General features: G+C 31.1%; 11 protein-coding genes, 1 tRNA gene and 2 pseudogenes. 10 read left to right on the top strand and 4 right to left on the bottom strand.

Features of this window, described 5'->3' with window-relative positions; all coding sequences use genetic code 11:
* Positions 1 to 1,317: an argininosuccinate lyase gene (gene argH, locus T473_RS0102495; protein ID WP_024620481.1), complete on the top strand. Its 1,317-nt coding sequence runs from the start codon at positions 1 to 3 to the stop codon at positions 1,315 to 1,317.
* Positions 1,318 to 1,576: 259 nt separating this feature from the next.
* Positions 1,577 to 1,903: a DUF2325 domain-containing protein gene (locus T473_RS0102490; protein ID WP_024620480.1), complete on the top strand. Its 327-nt coding sequence runs from the start codon at positions 1,577 to 1,579 to the stop codon at positions 1,901 to 1,903.
* Positions 1,904 to 1,996: 93 nt separating this feature from the next.
* Here the strand turns inward: T473_RS0102490 and T473_RS0102485 are convergent, their stop codons facing one another.
* Positions 1,997 to 3,355 (bottom strand): D-alanyl-D-alanine carboxypeptidase family protein, encoded by a 1,359-nt coding sequence (locus T473_RS0102485; protein ID WP_038300178.1) that lies wholly within the window; start codon positions 3,353 to 3,355, stop codon positions 1,997 to 1,999.
* 77 nt (positions 3,356 to 3,432) lie between these two features.
* Between T473_RS0102485 and T473_RS0102480 the strand changes: the two genes are divergently transcribed.
* The 5 genes and pseudogenes from T473_RS0102480 (at position 3,433) to T473_RS0102460 (ending at position 11,635) form a co-directional block, all read left to right on the top strand.
* Positions 3,433 to 4,140, top strand: coding sequence for a helix-hairpin-helix domain-containing protein (locus tag T473_RS0102480; protein WP_024620479.1), 708 nt, complete (start codon positions 3,433 to 3,435; stop codon positions 4,138 to 4,140).
* Positions 4,141 to 4,238: 98 nt separating this feature from the next.
* A pseudogene (gene selD, locus T473_RS16010) lies at positions 4,239 to 5,290 on the top strand (selenide, water dikinase SelD).
* A gap of 48 nt (positions 5,291 to 5,338) precedes the next feature.
* Positions 5,339 to 6,718, top strand: coding sequence for an L-seryl-tRNA(Sec) selenium transferase (gene selA / locus T473_RS0102470; RefSeq protein ID WP_029791457.1), 1,380 nt, complete (start codon positions 5,339 to 5,341; stop codon positions 6,716 to 6,718).
* Between the two features lie 9 nt (positions 6,719 to 6,727).
* Entirely contained in the window at positions 6,728 to 8,611 is a 1,884-nt protein-coding gene (gene selB / locus T473_RS0102465) for a selenocysteine-specific translation elongation factor (protein WP_024620477.1), read from the top strand.
* Positions 8,612 to 8,896: 285 nt separating this feature from the next.
* Positions 8,897 to 11,635 carry an ATP-binding protein gene (locus T473_RS0102460; protein WP_024620476.1) on the top strand — a complete coding sequence of 913 codons (2,739 nt, stop codon included), beginning with the start codon at positions 8,897 to 8,899 and terminating at the stop codon, positions 11,633 to 11,635.
* Positions 11,636 to 11,734: 99 nt separating this feature from the next.
* Here the strand turns inward: T473_RS0102460 and T473_RS0102455 are convergent, their stop codons facing one another.
* On the bottom strand, positions 11,735 to 12,781 hold the full coding sequence (locus T473_RS0102455; protein ID WP_024620475.1) for an FAD:protein FMN transferase: 1,047 nt from the start codon (positions 12,779 to 12,781) through the stop codon (positions 11,735 to 11,737).
* 306 nt (positions 12,782 to 13,087) lie between these two features.
* Here T473_RS0102455 and T473_RS0102450 point away from each other — a divergent pair, with 306 nt between their 5' ends.
* The 3 genes from T473_RS0102450 (at position 13,088) to T473_RS18240 (ending at position 15,140) form a co-directional block, all read left to right on the top strand.
* The gene (locus T473_RS0102450; protein WP_024620474.1) at positions 13,088 to 13,762 is read left to right on the top strand and encodes a uracil-DNA glycosylase; all 675 of its coding nucleotides are present in this window, start codon (positions 13,088 to 13,090) and stop codon (positions 13,760 to 13,762) included.
* 210 nt (positions 13,763 to 13,972) lie between these two features.
* Complete coding sequence (locus T473_RS0102445; protein WP_024620473.1) at positions 13,973 to 14,815, top strand: 3D domain-containing protein; 843 nt, start codon at positions 13,973 to 13,975, stop codon at positions 14,813 to 14,815.
* Between the two features lie 228 nt (positions 14,816 to 15,043).
* Positions 15,044 to 15,140: transfer RNA gene (locus T473_RS18240), tRNA-Sec, on the top strand.
* A 59-nt stretch (positions 15,141 to 15,199) separates the two neighbouring features.
* Here the strand turns inward: T473_RS18240 and T473_RS16005 are convergent.
* Positions 15,200 to 15,757, bottom strand: coding sequence for a site-specific integrase (locus T473_RS16005; protein WP_024620472.1), 558 nt, complete (start codon positions 15,755 to 15,757; stop codon positions 15,200 to 15,202).
* A 554-nt stretch (positions 15,758 to 16,311) separates the two neighbouring features.
* A pseudogene (locus tag T473_RS16000) lies at positions 16,312 to 16,949 on the bottom strand (YoaK family protein).
* Positions 16,950 to 17,062 lie beyond the last annotated feature (113 nt).

The following is a 17,062-nucleotide window of genomic DNA, read 5'->3' as shown; positions in this document are numbered from 1 at the left end:
GTGAAATTATGGGGTGGACGTTTTAGAAAAGAAGAAAACAAGCTGATGGAGGAGTTTAATAAATCATTTGGCTACGACTGCGTACTTTATCAAAAAGATATAGAGGGCAGTTTAGCTCATGTATATATGCAGCAGCAATGTGGCTTGCTTACAGAAGAAGAGGCTAAAGCGATAACTAATGGATTATGTAGTATATTAAATGATATTGAAGATGGAAAACTTCTCTTAGAAGGGAATTATGAAGATATACATAGTTTTATAGAAATAAACTTAATTGAAAGAATTGGTGAAGTTGGAAAGAAACTGCATACAGGAAGAAGCCGAAATGATCAAGTTGCAGTTGATATGAGATTATTTGCAAAAGAAAAATCGATTGGTCTTATAGAACTAGTTGCAAACTTAAAAGAAACTCTTAAAGTGGTTGCTGAAAATAATTCTGTAATTATGCCAGGATATACTCATCTTCAAAGAGCCCAAGTTGTAACCTTTAAACACCATCTACTTGCGTATTATAGTATGCTTGATAGAGATGAAAAGAGACTTAAAAACGCTCTAGAGATACTTGACGAATCTCCTCTAGGGTGTGGAGCTCTAGCAGGTACAACACACGAAATCGACAGAAATATAACTTGTGGAAAGTTAGGATTTAAAAAGCCTGTAAATAATTTTATGGACGGAGTAAGTGATAGAGATTACTTACTTGAGCTTATGAGCGACTTTTCAATAATAATGATGCACTTAAGTAGACTTAGTGAAGAGCTTATTCTTTGGAGTTCTCAGGAATTTAAATTTGTAGAGCTTGACGACTTATATTCTACAGGTAGCAGTATTATGCCGCAAAAGAAAAATCCAGATGGAGCAGAGCTAATTAGAGGAAAATCGGGAAGAGTATATGGAAATCTATTTAGCCTTTTAACTGTAATGAAGGGTCTTCCTCTAACTTACAATAAAGATATGCAAGAAGATAAGGAAGGATTCTTTGATAGTGTTCATACACTTGAGATGTGCCTTCAAATAATGGAGAGAATGATCGCTACATTAAGAGTAAATGTAGAGAATATGAAACAAGCTGTTAAAAAAGGTTTCTTAAATGCTACAGAAGTTGCAGATTACTTAGTAAAAAACAATGTTGCATTTAGAGATGCTCATGGAATTGTAGGAAATATAGTAATCTACTGTGAAGATAACAATAAGTCCATAGAAGAACTAACTTTAGAAGAGCTTAGAAAATTCTCTGATGCTTTTAAAGAGGATATATACGACTTTATCGATTACGAAAGTATTTTAAATAAAGGTATAAAGAAAAATCTACGATAAGAATACTCTAATTAATTTAAAAGTGATATTGATATAATAAGAAGTAATTTAGTTTTTATATATTTTGAGATCTACAAATAAAAAATTAAATTAGGACCAACTACAATTAATGCTGTAACGCAACAATTGTAGTTGGTTCTTTAAATTTATGTAAAAATAATATATGCAGTTGACAAATAACCCAAATAGGTATATCATATTATCTAATGATAATGAATATCAATATTGAGTAGTAATGATAATAAATGGAGGAGATAATATGAACTTATTAGTAATCGGTGGACATGAAAGAATGGAGAGGGACTACATGCAGTTGGGCAAAAAAAATGGCTTTAAAACTAAAGTTTATACAACTGCATCATCTAAATTAAGCAAGTCTATCGGAAATCCAGATGCAGTAGTTATATTGACCTCAACAGTCTCACATAAGATGTGCAGAATAGTAGAGAGTAAAGCTAAAAAACAAGATATACCAATTGTTAGACATAAAAATAGCAGCAAAGTTGCATTTACTGAGTGTTTAAATAAAGTGAATGAATGTCTAGGAAATTGTGATAACTGTATTTACAATATTGATGTTGATTAATCGGACGGAAAAGTAATTACATAGAAAAAACCTACAGAACTTATGGAGAAGTAGCTCCTAATTGTCTGTAGGTTTTTTTAATTTGTATTTTAATTATTTTTTCTTTTTCTTAATTTTAAATCCGATTTTTACTACTATAATGATTACTGCAAGTCCTAAAATACCTTTACATATGTTTAATGCAAGTGTATTCTCTGTTATAAATGCAAAAGAACTATTTAAATCGTTTTGTGCGATAAGATCGATTGTCTTGTCCTTTTCGCTACCGTTGTATACATCTAATGTTCCTACTTTATCGCCTTTTTTAATTGGAAGATCTATTTTGTCTAAATTAGACTTAATTGTATAGTCTTTCTTCTGCTCGTCGTTTCTCAGTGTAAGCTTGTAGCTGAACTTAGGTTTATAAATTAATTCTTTTTGTTTAGTAAACATTACTTTTTTAGTTTTTACATAATCATCTTTGTCTAGCACAGTAGCTGAATAGAAATTATCAAATCCATAGTCTAAAAGTTCTCTTGAATCTAAGTAAAGTCCATCATTAGTAGAGTTAAATACCGCAGATATAACTCTTCTGTCATCTTTTACAGCACTAGACAGTAAGCATTTACCAGCAGCGTCTGTAAAACCTGTCTTTATACCATCCACGATATCGTATTTTATATTTACTTCTTTACCTTTATAGAGCATTTTATTATTAGAAGTTAAAAGTTGATTAGTATTTGAAAAATGTCTTTCATAAGGATACGCTTCTGTAGCATCAAACTTAATGTATGTAGTTTTCACTATTTCTCTAAATACAGTGTTGCTCATTGCTTTTCTAGCCATTACAGCCATATCGTGGGCTGTAGTGTAGTGGTTTGGATCAGGAAGTCCGTGTGGATTTGTAAAATGAGAATTTTTGGCACCAATTGATCTGGCTTCTGTATTCATCATATCTACAAATTTATTTACATCTCCTTTACCTGTATATCTTGCAAGTACAAATGCTGCATCGTTTGAAGAATGAACAAGTAAAGCATCTAAAAGTTGTTTTACTGTAAAAGATTCTCCTTCTTTTAGGTACATACTTGAACCGTCAATGGTTGGTAAGTCTTCAATCTTTATTACATCGTTTAGATCGTCAACATTTTTTAAGACCATGTAGGCTGTCCACATTTTAGTTGTAGAAGCTGGATAAAGCTTTTTATTCCCATTTTTGCTATATAAAGTTTTACCAGTTTCGTAGTCTAGAAGAACTGCGTACTTCGCTTGTAATGGTAGCGAATTTGGATTGCTGTTTACTTGTTTCGAAGTGTTGTTTTCATTAAGAGTCCCTTTAATCGTATTAATGTTATTAGTTGTCTGAGTAGTGCTATTTCCGTCATTATTAATTGCGTAAGATATATTAGTCATTCCTGTGATAGGTGCTATTGTTAGAAAACCGACTAATAAAAGTGAAAATATCCTTTTCATTTTTAACCTCCAAATTATAAATTCATATTTTAGTATAGCATAAATATGGTAATAATTGAAATAAGGGAGTGGTATATGTGAAAAAAAAGAAAAGAATTTTGATAATCTCTTTGTTAATTTTAGTATTTTGTCTTATTATACTAATAAAACTAGGTACTGGATTTGGAAATGATGTTTATGTAGTAAGTAAAAATGAAGATGTAAGCAAGAAAAACGATTCCAATAAAGTAAATAAGACTGAGGAAGCAGATAATAACCTTAATAAGCTAAATGAGGAAGCAGATAAAAAAGAAAAGGATGGCAAGATTACAGTGTACATAAGTGGAGCAGTTCAAAAGCCGGGTATTGTGACAATAAATTCTAATAAAAGGTTGTTTGATGCAGTGCAAATGCTTGGAGGGACTACGGAGAAAGCTGATTTAAACAGAGTGAATATGGCATCTAAGTTAGAAGATGAAAAACATTATATAGTCCCGAGAATAGGGGAAGTAATTGATGTGGAGGATGATGAAATTGCTTCAGCAGACAACAAAGGGGAAAATAGCATTGGAGCTGGTACAAATAATGGCGAAAGTGAATCAAATAGCTCTGGAAAAGTTAATATAAATACAGCGGAATTAAAAGACCTAGATACACTTCCGGGAATAGGTGAGGCTACAGCGAATAAAACAATTCAGTACAGAGAAGAAAATGGAAAATTTAATTCAATAGAAGATATAAAAAATGTTAATGGAATAGGAGATAAAAAGTATGACAATATAAAAGAGATGATAAGTGTTAATTAAATACCCAATTAATTTAAACAACATAATAATAAGTATTTTTAATAGAATTGTAGTATGTTATTATTAATATGTAGAAGTATGTAACAGGAGGTAGAATCATGGGAAAAGAATTTAAAAAACTTACAGATATGACAAAAGCAGGAGGTTGAGCCGCTAAAATTGGTCCAGAAGTTCTGGCATCAGTGTTATCTCAGCTTCCAAAGAATGAAAATACAGAAAATTTAATAGTAGGATTAGAAACAGCAGACGATGCTGCCGTATATAAATTAAACGATGAAACAGCTTTAATACAGACTTTAGACTTTTTTACACCGATGGTGGATGATCCGTATATATTTGGACAGATAGCTGCATCGAATTCACTTTCAGATGTTTATGCTATGGGAGGAAAACCTTTGGTGGCTATGAATATAGTATGCTTTCCAGCATGTCATGACATGGATGTACTAGCTGAGATTCTTAAAGGCGGTTTTGACAAGGTTAAAGAGAGTGGAGCACTTTTAGTTGGGGGGCATACAGTAGACGATAAAGAGCCGAAGTACGGGCTTTCTGTATCGGGTACAGTACATCCAGACAAGGTGCTTGCAAACTCGGGTGCAAAACCAGGAGACAAATTGATTTTGACAAAGCCAGTAGGAGTAGGAATTTTAAATACTGCTATGAAAGAGGGAATGGTGTCTCAAGAGATATTTGATGAAGTTATCAAAGTTATGATTCATCTTAATAAGTATGCAGCAATGAGTTTTGAGAACTTTGAAGTAAATTCTGTTACTGATATTACGGGATTTGGCTTATAGGCCACACACTTGAGATGGCAAAAGCATCTGAAGTGACTGTAGAAATAGATGCAAAAGAAGTACCCATATTAGATGGCGCAGTTGATATGGCTGAGATGGGAATTATTCCAGAGGGAATGTACAAAAATATGTACTACGCATCTAAAGATGTAGAGTTAGCAGGGGATGTAAAAGAAGCTGTTAAGGATGTATTCTACGATCCACAAACTGCAGGAGGTTTACTGATTTCTGTAAAAGCAGATTTAGCAGAAGCTCTAGCTGAAGACATGAAGAAAAATGGTTCTTTAGAAGCAAAGATTATAGGACAAGTAGTAGAGAAAAAAGATGAAGATAAATACATTAAAATAATATAAATAAGTACAGGGAGTGGGATTATTTTGGACAAGAGAAATCTATTTGCAATGTTGCCATCGGTTGATGAAGTAATAAGTGATAAGAGATTCGAAGATTTTTTAGAATCTTACCCAAGGACATTGATATTAGAGTCTATTAGAGAAAGTATTGAGTACAACAGACAAAAGATATTAAAGCTAAAAGATGAAGAGGTTGAATCTTACAAGGTAAATTTAGATGAAATAATTGAGAATTCACTAGTTAATGCAAAAAATAAATACTCTTTATCTCTTAAAAAAGTTATAAATGCCACAGGCACAGTTCTTCATACTAATTTAGGAAGATCTTTGCTCAGCGAGGAAATAAAGGATGAATTATGGACAGCGGCATCTAGATATTCCAATCTTGAGTACAATTTAGGCAAAGGGGAGAGGGGCTCTAGATATGTTCACCTTACAGATACAATTAAGAGACTTACTGGGGCTGAAGATGTACTAGTTGTCAACAACAATGCAGCTGCAGTTTTACTAGTTTTAAGTACAATGGCAAAAGGTGGAGAAGCTATAGTATCTAGAGGAGAGCTTGTTGAGGTAGGAGGATCTTTTAGAATACCAAGTATTATGGCTTTAAGTGGGGCGGATTTAGTCGAGATAGGTTCTACTAATAAGACTCATTTAAATGATTACGAAGATGCTATAACTGAAAATACAAAAGTTCTTATGAAGGTTCACACAAGTAACTACAGGGTGCTTGGATTTACTGAAAGCGTAGGTGTGGATGAACTATCAGACTTAGGTAAAAAATACAGACTTCCAGTAATAGAAGACTTGGGAAGTGGCGTATTTATAGATTTATCAAAATTTGGAATGACATATGAGCCAACTGTTATGGATTCACTAAAAAATGGTGCGGACATAGTAACGTTTAGTGGTGATAAAATGTTAGGCGGCCCGCAAGCAGGTATAATAGTTGGGAAAAAAGAGTATATAGAAAAAATGAAAAAAAATCAGCTGACGAGAGCTTTAAGGGTTGATAAATTAACTATATGTTCACTAGAGGCTACTCTTAGAATGTATTTAGATGAGAAAAAAGCAATAGAAAATGTTCCTACACTTAAAATGTTGCTTTATTCATATGAGGAGCTAGCTGAGAGAGCAGAGATCTTATACACTAAAATTAAAAGCTCAAATATTGATGCAGATGTATCTATGGAAGATGGTCTTTCACAAGTAGGTGGGGGATCTATGCCGCTTGAAACTATGAAGAGTAGAGTAATAACAATAAGTCCAAAGATTATAAGTATATCTGAACTAGAAAAAAGACTTAGACTTAGCGATTCACATATAATTGCAAGAGTTTACGACGACAAATACGTTTTAGATGTAAGGACAATATTTGATGATGAATTTGGAGTATTAGCAAAAGAAATAGAAAAGGCTTTTAAATAGGAGGAAAAAATGAAGAATGTCATTATAGGAACAGCAGGACACATTGACCACGGTAAGACCACTCTTATAAAAGCTCTAACAGGTAGAGAGACAGATACTCTCGATGAAGAAAAGAAGAGGGGAATATCTATAAACCTTGGATTTACTTATTTCGATTTACCTAGCAATAAAAGAGTGGGTATAGTCGATGTCCCTGGTCATGAAAAGTTTATTAAAAATATGCTTGCTGGAGCTTCAGGACTTGATATGGTACTTTTAGTAGTTTCAGCAGAAGAAGGCGTAATGCCACAGACTGTTGAGCATTTAGATATACTATCTTACCTTAATGTAAAAAAAGGTATCGTTGTTCTTACAAAATGTGATGCAGTTGATCCTGAGTTTGTAAGCTTAGTAAAAGAAGATGTTTCTGAAAAAATAAGTGATACATTTTTAGCAGATGCAGAGATTATAGAAGTAGATTCTATATCGAAAAGAGGAATTGATAAACTTATACAAAAAATAGATGTATTAAGCGATGATATAGAAGATAAAAATGTAAATTCTCCTGCTAGACTAAATATAGATAGAGTTTTCTCAGTAAAAGGATTCGGAACTGTAATAACAGGGACTTTATTTGAGGGAAAAATCAATATAGATGATGACCTGATTGTATATCCTAAGAATCTAAAGACAAAGATAAGAAGCATACAAGTACACGGACAAGATGTAGAAACTGCCTATGCAGGTCAAAGAACGGCTATAAATATTTCTAATGTTAAGGTTGATGATGTTGAGCGAGGAAATGTTTTGGCATCTCCTAACTCTCTTGAGGAATCAATGATGTTAGATGTAAAACTATCAGCTGTAAAACATAGTGATAAATCGATAAAACACTGGGATAGGCTTAGACTATATCATGGCACTAGAGAAATTCTGTGTAGAGCTGTTCCTCTAAATAATGAGAAGATTGAACCTGGGGAAAGTGCATTTGTTCAGCTTAGACTAGAAGAAAGTATTGTTTGTAAAAAGGGAGATAAATTTGTAATAAGACTTTACTCCCCAATGGAAACTATTGGTGGAGGCGTTATAATAGATCCATCTCCTAGAAAACATAAAAGATTTGATGATAAAGTAATTGAGGCTTTAAAAGTAAAAGAAAAAGGCGAGTTAAAAGATATAATAGAAGAGTTTATAAAATCAAATAATGAGTATCCGACAATCAAAGTGATTATGAGCTACAGTGGAGCCCATGAAGCTGATATAGTTAAAGCATTAGAAACGTTAATAGGGAAAGAAAAAATCATAAATATGAACAACATGTATTTCCATATAAATCAGTATAGTATGCTAAAAGATAAGACTGTAATTTTACTAGGAGATTATCATAAAAAGTATAGGCTTAGAAAAGGTATGCTAAAAGAAGAACTAAGGTCAAAAGTAGCTAGTAAATTTAAAACTAGAGATATGGATTTACTACTAGAAAAACTTAGCAAAGAGAAGGTTATCAAGGTTACAGGGAATATAGTTTCTCTACACTATTTTGAAGTGAAACTAAATGATGCCCAAAAATCTATAGCTACAAGTATAAAGAAGAAACTAAAAGCTTGTGGTATGTCTTCAATTCTTACAATCGAAGAGGTTTGTGAAAATCATAATTACAATGAAGTTCTCGAATCTATGATAGGTGAAGATGTAGAGAAGCTAGATGATATATATGTAATGGATAAGGAAATATATGAAAAAGCAAAAGATATACTTATCGATTATATAAATAAAAATGGAGAGATAACATTAGGCGATTATAGGGATCTTGTGGATTCGAGTAGGAAAAATTGCATGATAATCCTAGAAAACTTTGATAGAAACAAAATCACTAAGAGGGTAGAGAATAAAAGAGTGTTTTTTAACTCTTAATATAATGATATAAAAGACTTGAGATCAATTAAATATAATTTACTTTAAGGTAATTAAGGATGCATATCAATTTAGTGCATCCTAATTTTTTGAAAACCAAAGCTTATTTGAGTATCTATAAACTATATGTCGAGTGTTTATATTTTAATAAAATTTATGCAATATAATGAAGTTGAAAAAAATAAAAAAATATATTTATTTGTATTTGAAATTGAAAGAAGGAATTACTGTGTCGAGTATCGTATAGTTATTTATACTAGAAAATTGTTAAGGAGTATGAGAGCTTTGAAAACAAGTATAGCAAAACCTAGAAATATTAACAGTACAAAATTCAATGAAACGAGAGATGTTGCTATTTTTTTGTTGATTTCGTTGGCAGCTATGTTTTTTGTAAATGATATTATAAGATTTGAAATAATAGTACACTGTCTGTATGCAACTTTTTTAATTGCAATGGGGATGATCATGCTAAATACTAGCCGCTTTAAGGTGGAAACTTTACAGACGTTTTTAGGAATAATAGTTACAGTTATAGGAGTATTCGAATGTGTATTTATAATTAAATACCTAAATTTTAAAGTTTTACCGGAAATGATGATGGATACGAGTATAATAATTCTTGCAATAACAGATTTATCACCTTTAGTGGGGGTATATCTGGCTATAAGTCATGTAAAGAATAAAAAATCAGTAATAAAAAGTGTAACTGAGTTTGTATGCTTTTTACTGGTTGTAGTCTCTGTAGTTTTATTTTTTAAATATATAAACAGCAGAAACGGTGGAACTATTCCGTACTACGCAGTCAGAGTTTTTATAAGCATAATTATGTTAACTCTAGCTGTGCTAGTATTTATGGAGATTAAAAATACTACCCAAAAGATGCAAGACGAAGAAATACTTTGCTATAAAAGAATAGTTATATTGCTTTTGTTATCTACTGTACCTACACTTCTTTATCCTTTGATAAATAATCTGTACACTGTAGATGTAATTAGCCAAATGACTATAAACCTAACTATGTATTATGTGTACAGATATATGGTCTATACAACTGTAAAAAAGACCTATGATCAATTAAATAATACAAATGATCAGCTAAAGGAAAAAAATGAAATTTTGCAAGAAAAAAATAAGATGTTGATAATGGAAAATCAAAAGATAGCTGATCTAAAAAAAGAACTACAAGAAAAAGAGATAAAACTACAAACAACTTTAGATCTTTCATGTAATGGAATTATAGTGCTCAATTTGCATAAACAAATATCATTTGCAAATTCAATTTTTGATAAAATATTTTTAAACGAAAAATCAAAAGATAGTTTTGAGGAGCATATTTTAAATTACGACGATTTAATGGAGAGTTTCAATTATGTATGTAGGGAGAAATCAGATGCAATTAAACTTGTTGAAACTATTGATAATATGACTTTTGAAGTAAAGTTGTCGCCGCTTTTAGTTGGATCAAATATCCAGGGAGTTTTATGTGTATTTAAAGATAAAACTAAGAAACTGGAGGCTGAGGAAAAGATCTATCAAGCAAACGAAAGATATGAACGATTTTTAGAGAGTATAGGTGATGGAATTGTAGTCGTATATGATGAACAAATTATATATACAAATAGAGCGTGTAAAAATATGTTCAAAGATAAAGTGGATGAAATAGATTTTCTTTCTTGTTGTAGACGAGGTCAGTACGAAAGAATGTACAGAGTAGGTAAAAATATAATCTATGTTGAGTTTGACTATGCAAAATACTCAAAAGACGAAAAAGACACGTATATAATTGTAGTGAGAGATGTTACTGAACGTAAAATATCAAAGATAAAACTTGAAGATAGTCAAGATTCTTATGCAGACTTTATAGATGTTTTACCAGACGGTATATGCCTTATTAATAAAAATATGAAAATAGCCTATGTAAATAAATCTATGTTAGATATACTAGATATGGAATCTTCATCAGGTATAGTTGGGCATAACTTTAAAGATTATGTAGATAATTCTATCAAATATGAAGATATAGAGAACATTGTCCATAGTGTTAATGATGATGGCAGAAGTTCAAACCTTATATCTCATGAAATTATTTCACAAAGCGGCGAGCGTAAAAATGTTGAGCTAAGTATACTTCCATTTACTATGAATAATAACAACTTAATTATGATTATTGTAAAGGATTTAATTCATAAAAGAAATTATGAGTTGGCTGAAGCTGAACTGCTTGAAAGATTTAAAGCGGATAAAATAAAAACTGAGTTCTTTGCAAATATGTCACATGAACTAAAAACACCACTAAATGTAATATCTAGTTCAAATCAATTAGTAGATTCATTCTACAAAAGTGGTAAAGTTATAGATTACAATGACAATATTAAAGGGCATGTAGATCTTGTAAAACAAAGTTCATATAGACTTCAGAGACTAATAAACAATATAATAGACCTTACTAAAATGGAGTCGGGATTCTACAGGTTAAAATTAGCCAGTTACAATATTGTAGAAGTAGTTGAAGATTTGTTTATGAAAATAGAACCTTACGCATTTAAAAAAGGGCTAAGCATATTATTTGATACAGAGGAAGAGGAGATATACACATACATTGATAAATTAGAGTTTGAAAGAATACTACTAAATTTATTTTCAAATTGTATAAAATTTACCGACAATGGAGGGAGTATATCTATAAATATGTACATATACGCAGAAGATGTTGTAATTAGCGTTAAAGATACTGGGGTTGGTATACCTAATGATAAGCTTGAGATAATCTTTGAGGAGTTCTCACAAGTAGACAAAACACTTTCTAGAAATACTGAGGGAAGTGGTATTGGCTTATCGATAGCTAAAAACCTTATTGAGTTACATGGGGGAGATATAAAAGTTCTGAGCAGTGAAAATGAAGGAACTGAATTTAAGCTAAGGGTCCCTATTAAGCCGGTAATTTATGATACAGTCAATGAAGATAAAAGGATTTATAATATAGAAGAAAAAATAAAAATAGAGTTCTCTGATATATATTATTAAAGTATATAATTATATAAGAATAGTTTATGTGAAAAAGAGCGTACACAGATTGTATCGGACTGGATACATTTTGTGTACGCTCTTTATTTGAGTGAATTTTTATTTTACAATTGTGTAGTCTTTATTTGTTACATTGAATTTATTTTTAGCTCCATTAGAGAGGTAGATTTTTTTATCTTTAGTTATAAAAATTGCATCTACATCGTCAAGGTTATTTATAAGCTTAAGTCCTTTTTCAAGACCAAGACCGAAAACTGATGTAGACAGGGCGTCGCAGTTAATTGATTTGCTTGAGATAATAGTGACTCCGCTTAGTTCGTTATCGTATGGATAGCCATCAAAAGGGCTTAGTATATGATGATAGAGTTTGCCTTCTTTTTTTATAAATCTTTCGTAAATTCCAGAAGTAACAACAGATGTATCTTTAGCTTGAACACTTCCAATAGAATTACCATTTTCTTTATTGGGGTCCTGAAGGCCGATGTTAAATTTTGATCCAGCTTCATTAGTTCCAATAACATATATGTTACCGCCTAAATTTACTATAGCTTTTTTAATACCCTCTGATCTTAAATATTTAGCAATCTCATCAGCTGCATATCCTTTGGCAATTCCACCTAAATCAAGTTTCATTTCTTTTTTTGCAAGTTTTACAGAGGAATTTTTATCATCTAGGAGTACATTTTTATAAGAAATAAGTGGGAGTAGATTATCTATCTCAGTTTTAGCAGGAACCCTTGCTTTATCAGTTCCGATGTCCCAAAGGCTAGAAAGAGGTCCTATAGTTGGATCAAAATGTCCATCTGAGATTTTAGCATATTGAACAGCTTCTTTAATTACCCAGAAAGTTTCATCTGATACTTTAATGTAAGATTTGCCAGAAGCAGCATTTATTTTATTTACTTCACTTGAAGATATTTTGGTACTCATTTTATTTTCTATATCTCTTAAAATTAGCTCGCATTTCTCTAAAATATTTTCGCCTTTAGTCTTTTTTACTCCATATATCTTTACCTCATTGACTGTGCCAAGGGCAAAGTAAGTTTTAGAATATTCGGCAGGCTTATTTGTAAATCTATAAAAAGAAAATAAGATAAGTCCTAAAGTCAGCAATATTATAAGGTAGGTGACTTTTTTGTTTTTCATGATTGTTCCTCCTATGAATTTGTATATTGTTTATTATATCATAGTTATTTGTAGAATTTCATTGGATAAAAAAGAATGATGCGCTTCAATAAAAAATCAATATATTCTTGTAATATAGTAAGTTAAAATTTTGTGTTTTATAGTCATAAATGATATTATTAAATAGTGATAAATTATAGAAAAAATATATTTAAAGACAGCTTTATACAAAAAACAATTACAAACATAATTTATAATCGAGTGTAAAAAATTAGTCTCTACATATTCAAATAGATGAAAAAAATTTATTAAGGGGGAAATGATAATATGGTAAACATAGGCAATGATTGGGATGAATTACTAGCTACAGAATTTGAAAAAGACTACTATAAAGATTTGAGACAATTTTTAATTCAAGAGTACAGTACTCGCCAGATCTTCCCGGATATGTACAATATATTTAAAGCTCTGAAGCATACATCCTATAAAGGTACTAAAGTGCTTATACTGGGACAGGATCCGTATCATGGAGATAATCAAGCTCATGGGCTATCTTTCTCGGTTCAGCCAAGTGTAAAAACTCCACCATCACTTCTTAATATGTTCAAGGAGCTTAAGGATGATTTAGGATGTTATATACCAAATAACGGATATTTAGTACCTTGGACGGACCAAGGGGTATTGCTTCTTAATACAGCTCTTACAGTTAGAGCACATGAAGCAAATTCTCATAAAGATAAAGGATGGGAAATTTTCACTGATAAAATAATATCTCTTTTGAGTGAACGTGAAGATCCTGTAATATTTGTACTTTGGGGAGGAAACGCGAGAAGCAAAGTAAAGCTTATAGATAAGAGTAAACATTATATATTAGAAGGGCCTCATCCAAGTCCTTTATCAGCGTACAGAGGATTTTTTGGATGTAAACATTTCTCAAGAATAAACAATATTCTAGCCGAACTTGGTAAAGAACCTATAAATTGGCAGATAGAAAATCTGTAGCAAATTTTGTAAAAACTACAAAAGTAACAGTGTTGTAATAAGTCGAAAGTGTACTCAAATGCCTGCAGTGGCTACATGAGTGCACTTTTTTTATTTGAATTTGACAAATCAAAATTAAAAGGTTACAATATGGTTACACTAATTAACAAAAGAAAAATATGGAAATTGAGATTAAATAAATTATATAGGTTTTAAATGGAGGAAGTATTTATGAGTTTTAAGAAAATGAACAATTTGAAAGTATCTGCTTTAGCAGTTGTACTATCAGTTGGAATTCTATCAGGATACTCAACACTGAATAAGGAAGTAACACTTGTAGTAAATGGAGAAGAGACAAAAGTAACTACACTGAAGTCTGATGTAAAAGGATTATTAGAAGATCAAAAAGTTAAATACGATAACAACGACATAGTGAGCTTGAGTTTTGATAAGAAACTTAAAAGTGGAGATAGACTGGAAGTAATTGATGTTAAAGAAAAAACAGTAAAAGAAAAGAAAGAAATACCTTTTTCTACTGAAGTTATCAAAAACGCAAAATCTACATCAGGTAAAACTGAAGTAGCAGAAGAAGGTAAAGCAGGCGAGAGTGAAGTTGTCTACAAGCTTACTTACCATGATGGAGATTTAGTAAACAAAGAATATGTTAAAGAAGAAGTAAAGTCTAAACCAGTTAACAAAGTTGTTAAGGAAGTTGCAGATGTAGATATGCAGGTTGCTACATCAAGAGGGGCTAGCTCAAGAAATATAGCGACATCTTCTTCTAAAACTAGCACAAGTCAAAATGGTAAAAACATGAGAGTGGTAGCTACTGCATACAGTGGACACAGTATAACAGCTACAGGAACTAAACCCAAATGGGGAACAATAGCAGTTGATCCAAAAGTTATACCTTATGGAACAAAAGTATATATACCTCAATTCGATATGGTATTCACTGCTGAAGACTGTGGTGGCGCTATAAAAGGTAATAAGATTGATATATTTATGAATGATTCTAAAACAGTTTACAACTGGGGTAGAAAGACTATAGATATACGTGTACTAGGCAAATAAAATTAAAAAGTTAAATATAGATATCGGATATTGATTTTAAAAACAACAATACCTCAGAATAGATAGATTTTATCTAACTTTTCTGAGGTATATTTTTTATTATAGAAGGAAACTATATAATATACAAAATAGTATAAGGAATTTCTATAAAGGTTATTGCAAAGAATAGCATTTTGTGATATTATTAACTTCGTTGGTAGGATTTTTACTCGAAAAATATCATAATATGGGGGTGGATGGGTGCTGGTGTGCCCTCTAGTCTTCAAAACTAGCATGAGGGGTTAGGAGCCTCTTAGGTGGGTTCGACTCCCACGCATTCCCGCCAGTAAATCCGTTAAGCGTTGTAACAACTTCGTTTGACGGATTTTTATTTTGCATGCGGTTCTAGTTTGGCTCTATAAATTCTAATCTCTTTGCAACTTCAAGTTGTTTATTAGGATAAAGGTGTGAATAGGTATTCCAAGTTGTATCTACTTTTTCATGACCTAAACGCTCACTTATAGTCAGAACATTTACATCCATATCAATTAAAAGCGACGCGTGAGAGTGTCTAATGTCATGTACTCTTATCTTTTTAACTTCAGCTATAGTAGCATATTTTTTTAATTGTTTGCCTAAATATGTTTTAGCAAATCTAAATATACGTTCGTGACTTTCTATTTCATATAAACTATCTATATAATTATTTATATCTTTACATAAAAAAACTGGTATATATACAATGCGCTTACTTTTAGGAGTTTTAGGTTCTGTAACTATTTYTTCGTTGTTTATCTTCGTGTATGTTTTGTTAATATCTATTAAGGCTTTTTTTGTGTCGATATCTGCCGGAGTAAGAGCCATTAACTCACCTATTCTAATTCCACTCCAAAATAGTATATTAAAAGCTAATTTAACATCAGGTTTACCTATTGTGTTTATAAAATGTTTAAATTCATCCAAAGTCCAAAAATCTATATCCTGCGCTTTTTTTTACCCATAGATACCATATGTTATACAACATATAATTTAAATTATAGAAATTTATTAAAATTTTGCTCATTTTCAATGCGTATTAATTTTGAATACACATAATTAAGTAAAGTTCCGTGATTTAATTCATCAGATATTATACTGAAAAGTTTATACTGATGTATTTGGGGAAAATATATTTCTTGTATTTGCTCTCTTGTAATAGTATGGATATACTCGAAGAAAAAGGAATCAAACCAATAATAATATAATATGTAATAAGTTTATAAGCATGATTGAAGTTTTAATTGAATGGAAATTGTAGTGCATGGAAAAATCTAACTAATATATTTTACTACTGTATGTTTCATATTTATTAACAAAACAAACAAAAGGGTATATCAGACAAGTCTAACACTTTGATTTAATATGGTAGAATTTCATGGAATATTCTAAAGGCTCTCCCTAAAATCTCCTGCGCAAAAAGAAAAAACCAACGTATATTTTTACGTTGGTTTTATACTGATACCGATACAATCGTGAAATCACTGGATTTTATTGGAATCACTGTTTAAAATAGTTGTTTTTATAGAGTGCCAGACATGAACGGTTTGTGATACTGCTAAATAAAAGAATAGTCCGCCAATAATCAACAGCGTTTTTCTTCCTATCAAGCGGTAAAAAAATACAGAAATGATTGCACCTAAAATAAAAGCAGTAACAACTAAAAAATAATGTATAAATCGTGATTTTGCATTCGCATCTCTTGTTATACAAAAATCATAAAGATTTACCACTACACCTTTTAAATTTCCCGTGGTAAATACGTTGGTATAACCTAACCCGTTAATTTTGTCAAAAGATCCCCATTGCACTGACGTTGTAAATACAATCATTATGGTAACCAATGTTGGATAAGATTGCAAAAAATTCAAACTTATTATGATAAAGAAGAAAGCTTCAAAATACAATAAATATAACCGCCAAAAATGTACTTCTTTTTTCTTAAAATAATCAATTATAAATTTAGATAATATTATTCCTAGGAAAAAAAACATGTTGATAGTAATTTCTTACCAACTAAGTCCCATTTTTCGTCATATGAGTCAATGATGGCTAATATGATATTCCCTGTCTGAGCACAAGAAAAAACACCATAACTGATATACGTGTAGCTATCCATCATTCCACCAATAAAGGTTAATAAAAGACCTACAGATCGTTTTTCATGGAAAGCAAATTTCATTTGAACATCAACTCTTTTCTACAGTCTAGTATATCACTTTTTTATATAGT

This window comes from Clostridioides mangenotii TR, from assembly GCF_000498755.1.
Classification (GTDB): Bacteria; Bacillota; Clostridia; order Peptostreptococcales; family Peptostreptococcaceae; genus Metaclostridioides; species Metaclostridioides mangenotii_A.
The sequence above is the reverse complement of the archived record's forward strand: the minus strand, read 5'-3'. Positions and strand labels throughout refer to the sequence as shown.

What these genes read in the sequence shown, in the direction of transcription:
- T473_RS0102450 (WP_024620474.1), top strand. Translation starts at nt 13,088, where the DNA reads ATGGTAAACATAGGCAATGATTGGGATGAATTACTAGCTACAGAATTT.
- selB (WP_024620477.1), top strand. Translation starts at nt 6,728, where the DNA reads ATGAAGAATGTCATTATAGGAACAGCAGGACACATTGACCACGGTAAG.
- T473_RS0102490 (WP_024620480.1), top strand. Translation starts at nt 1,577, where the DNA reads ATGAACTTATTAGTAATCGGTGGACATGAAAGAATGGAGAGGGACTAC.
- T473_RS0102445 (WP_024620473.1), top strand. Translation starts at nt 13,973, where the DNA reads ATGAGTTTTAAGAAAATGAACAATTTGAAAGTATCTGCTTTAGCAGTT.
- selA (WP_029791457.1), top strand. Translation starts at nt 5,339, where the DNA reads ATGTTGCCATCGGTTGATGAAGTAATAAGTGATAAGAGATTCGAAGAT.
- T473_RS0102485 (WP_038300178.1), bottom strand. Translation starts at nt 3,355, where the DNA reads ATGAAAAGGATATTTTCACTTTTATTAGTCGGTTTTCTAACAATAGCA.
- T473_RS0102455 (WP_024620475.1), bottom strand. Translation starts at nt 12,781, where the DNA reads ATGAAAAACAAAAAAGTCACCTACCTTATAATATTGCTGACTTTAGGA.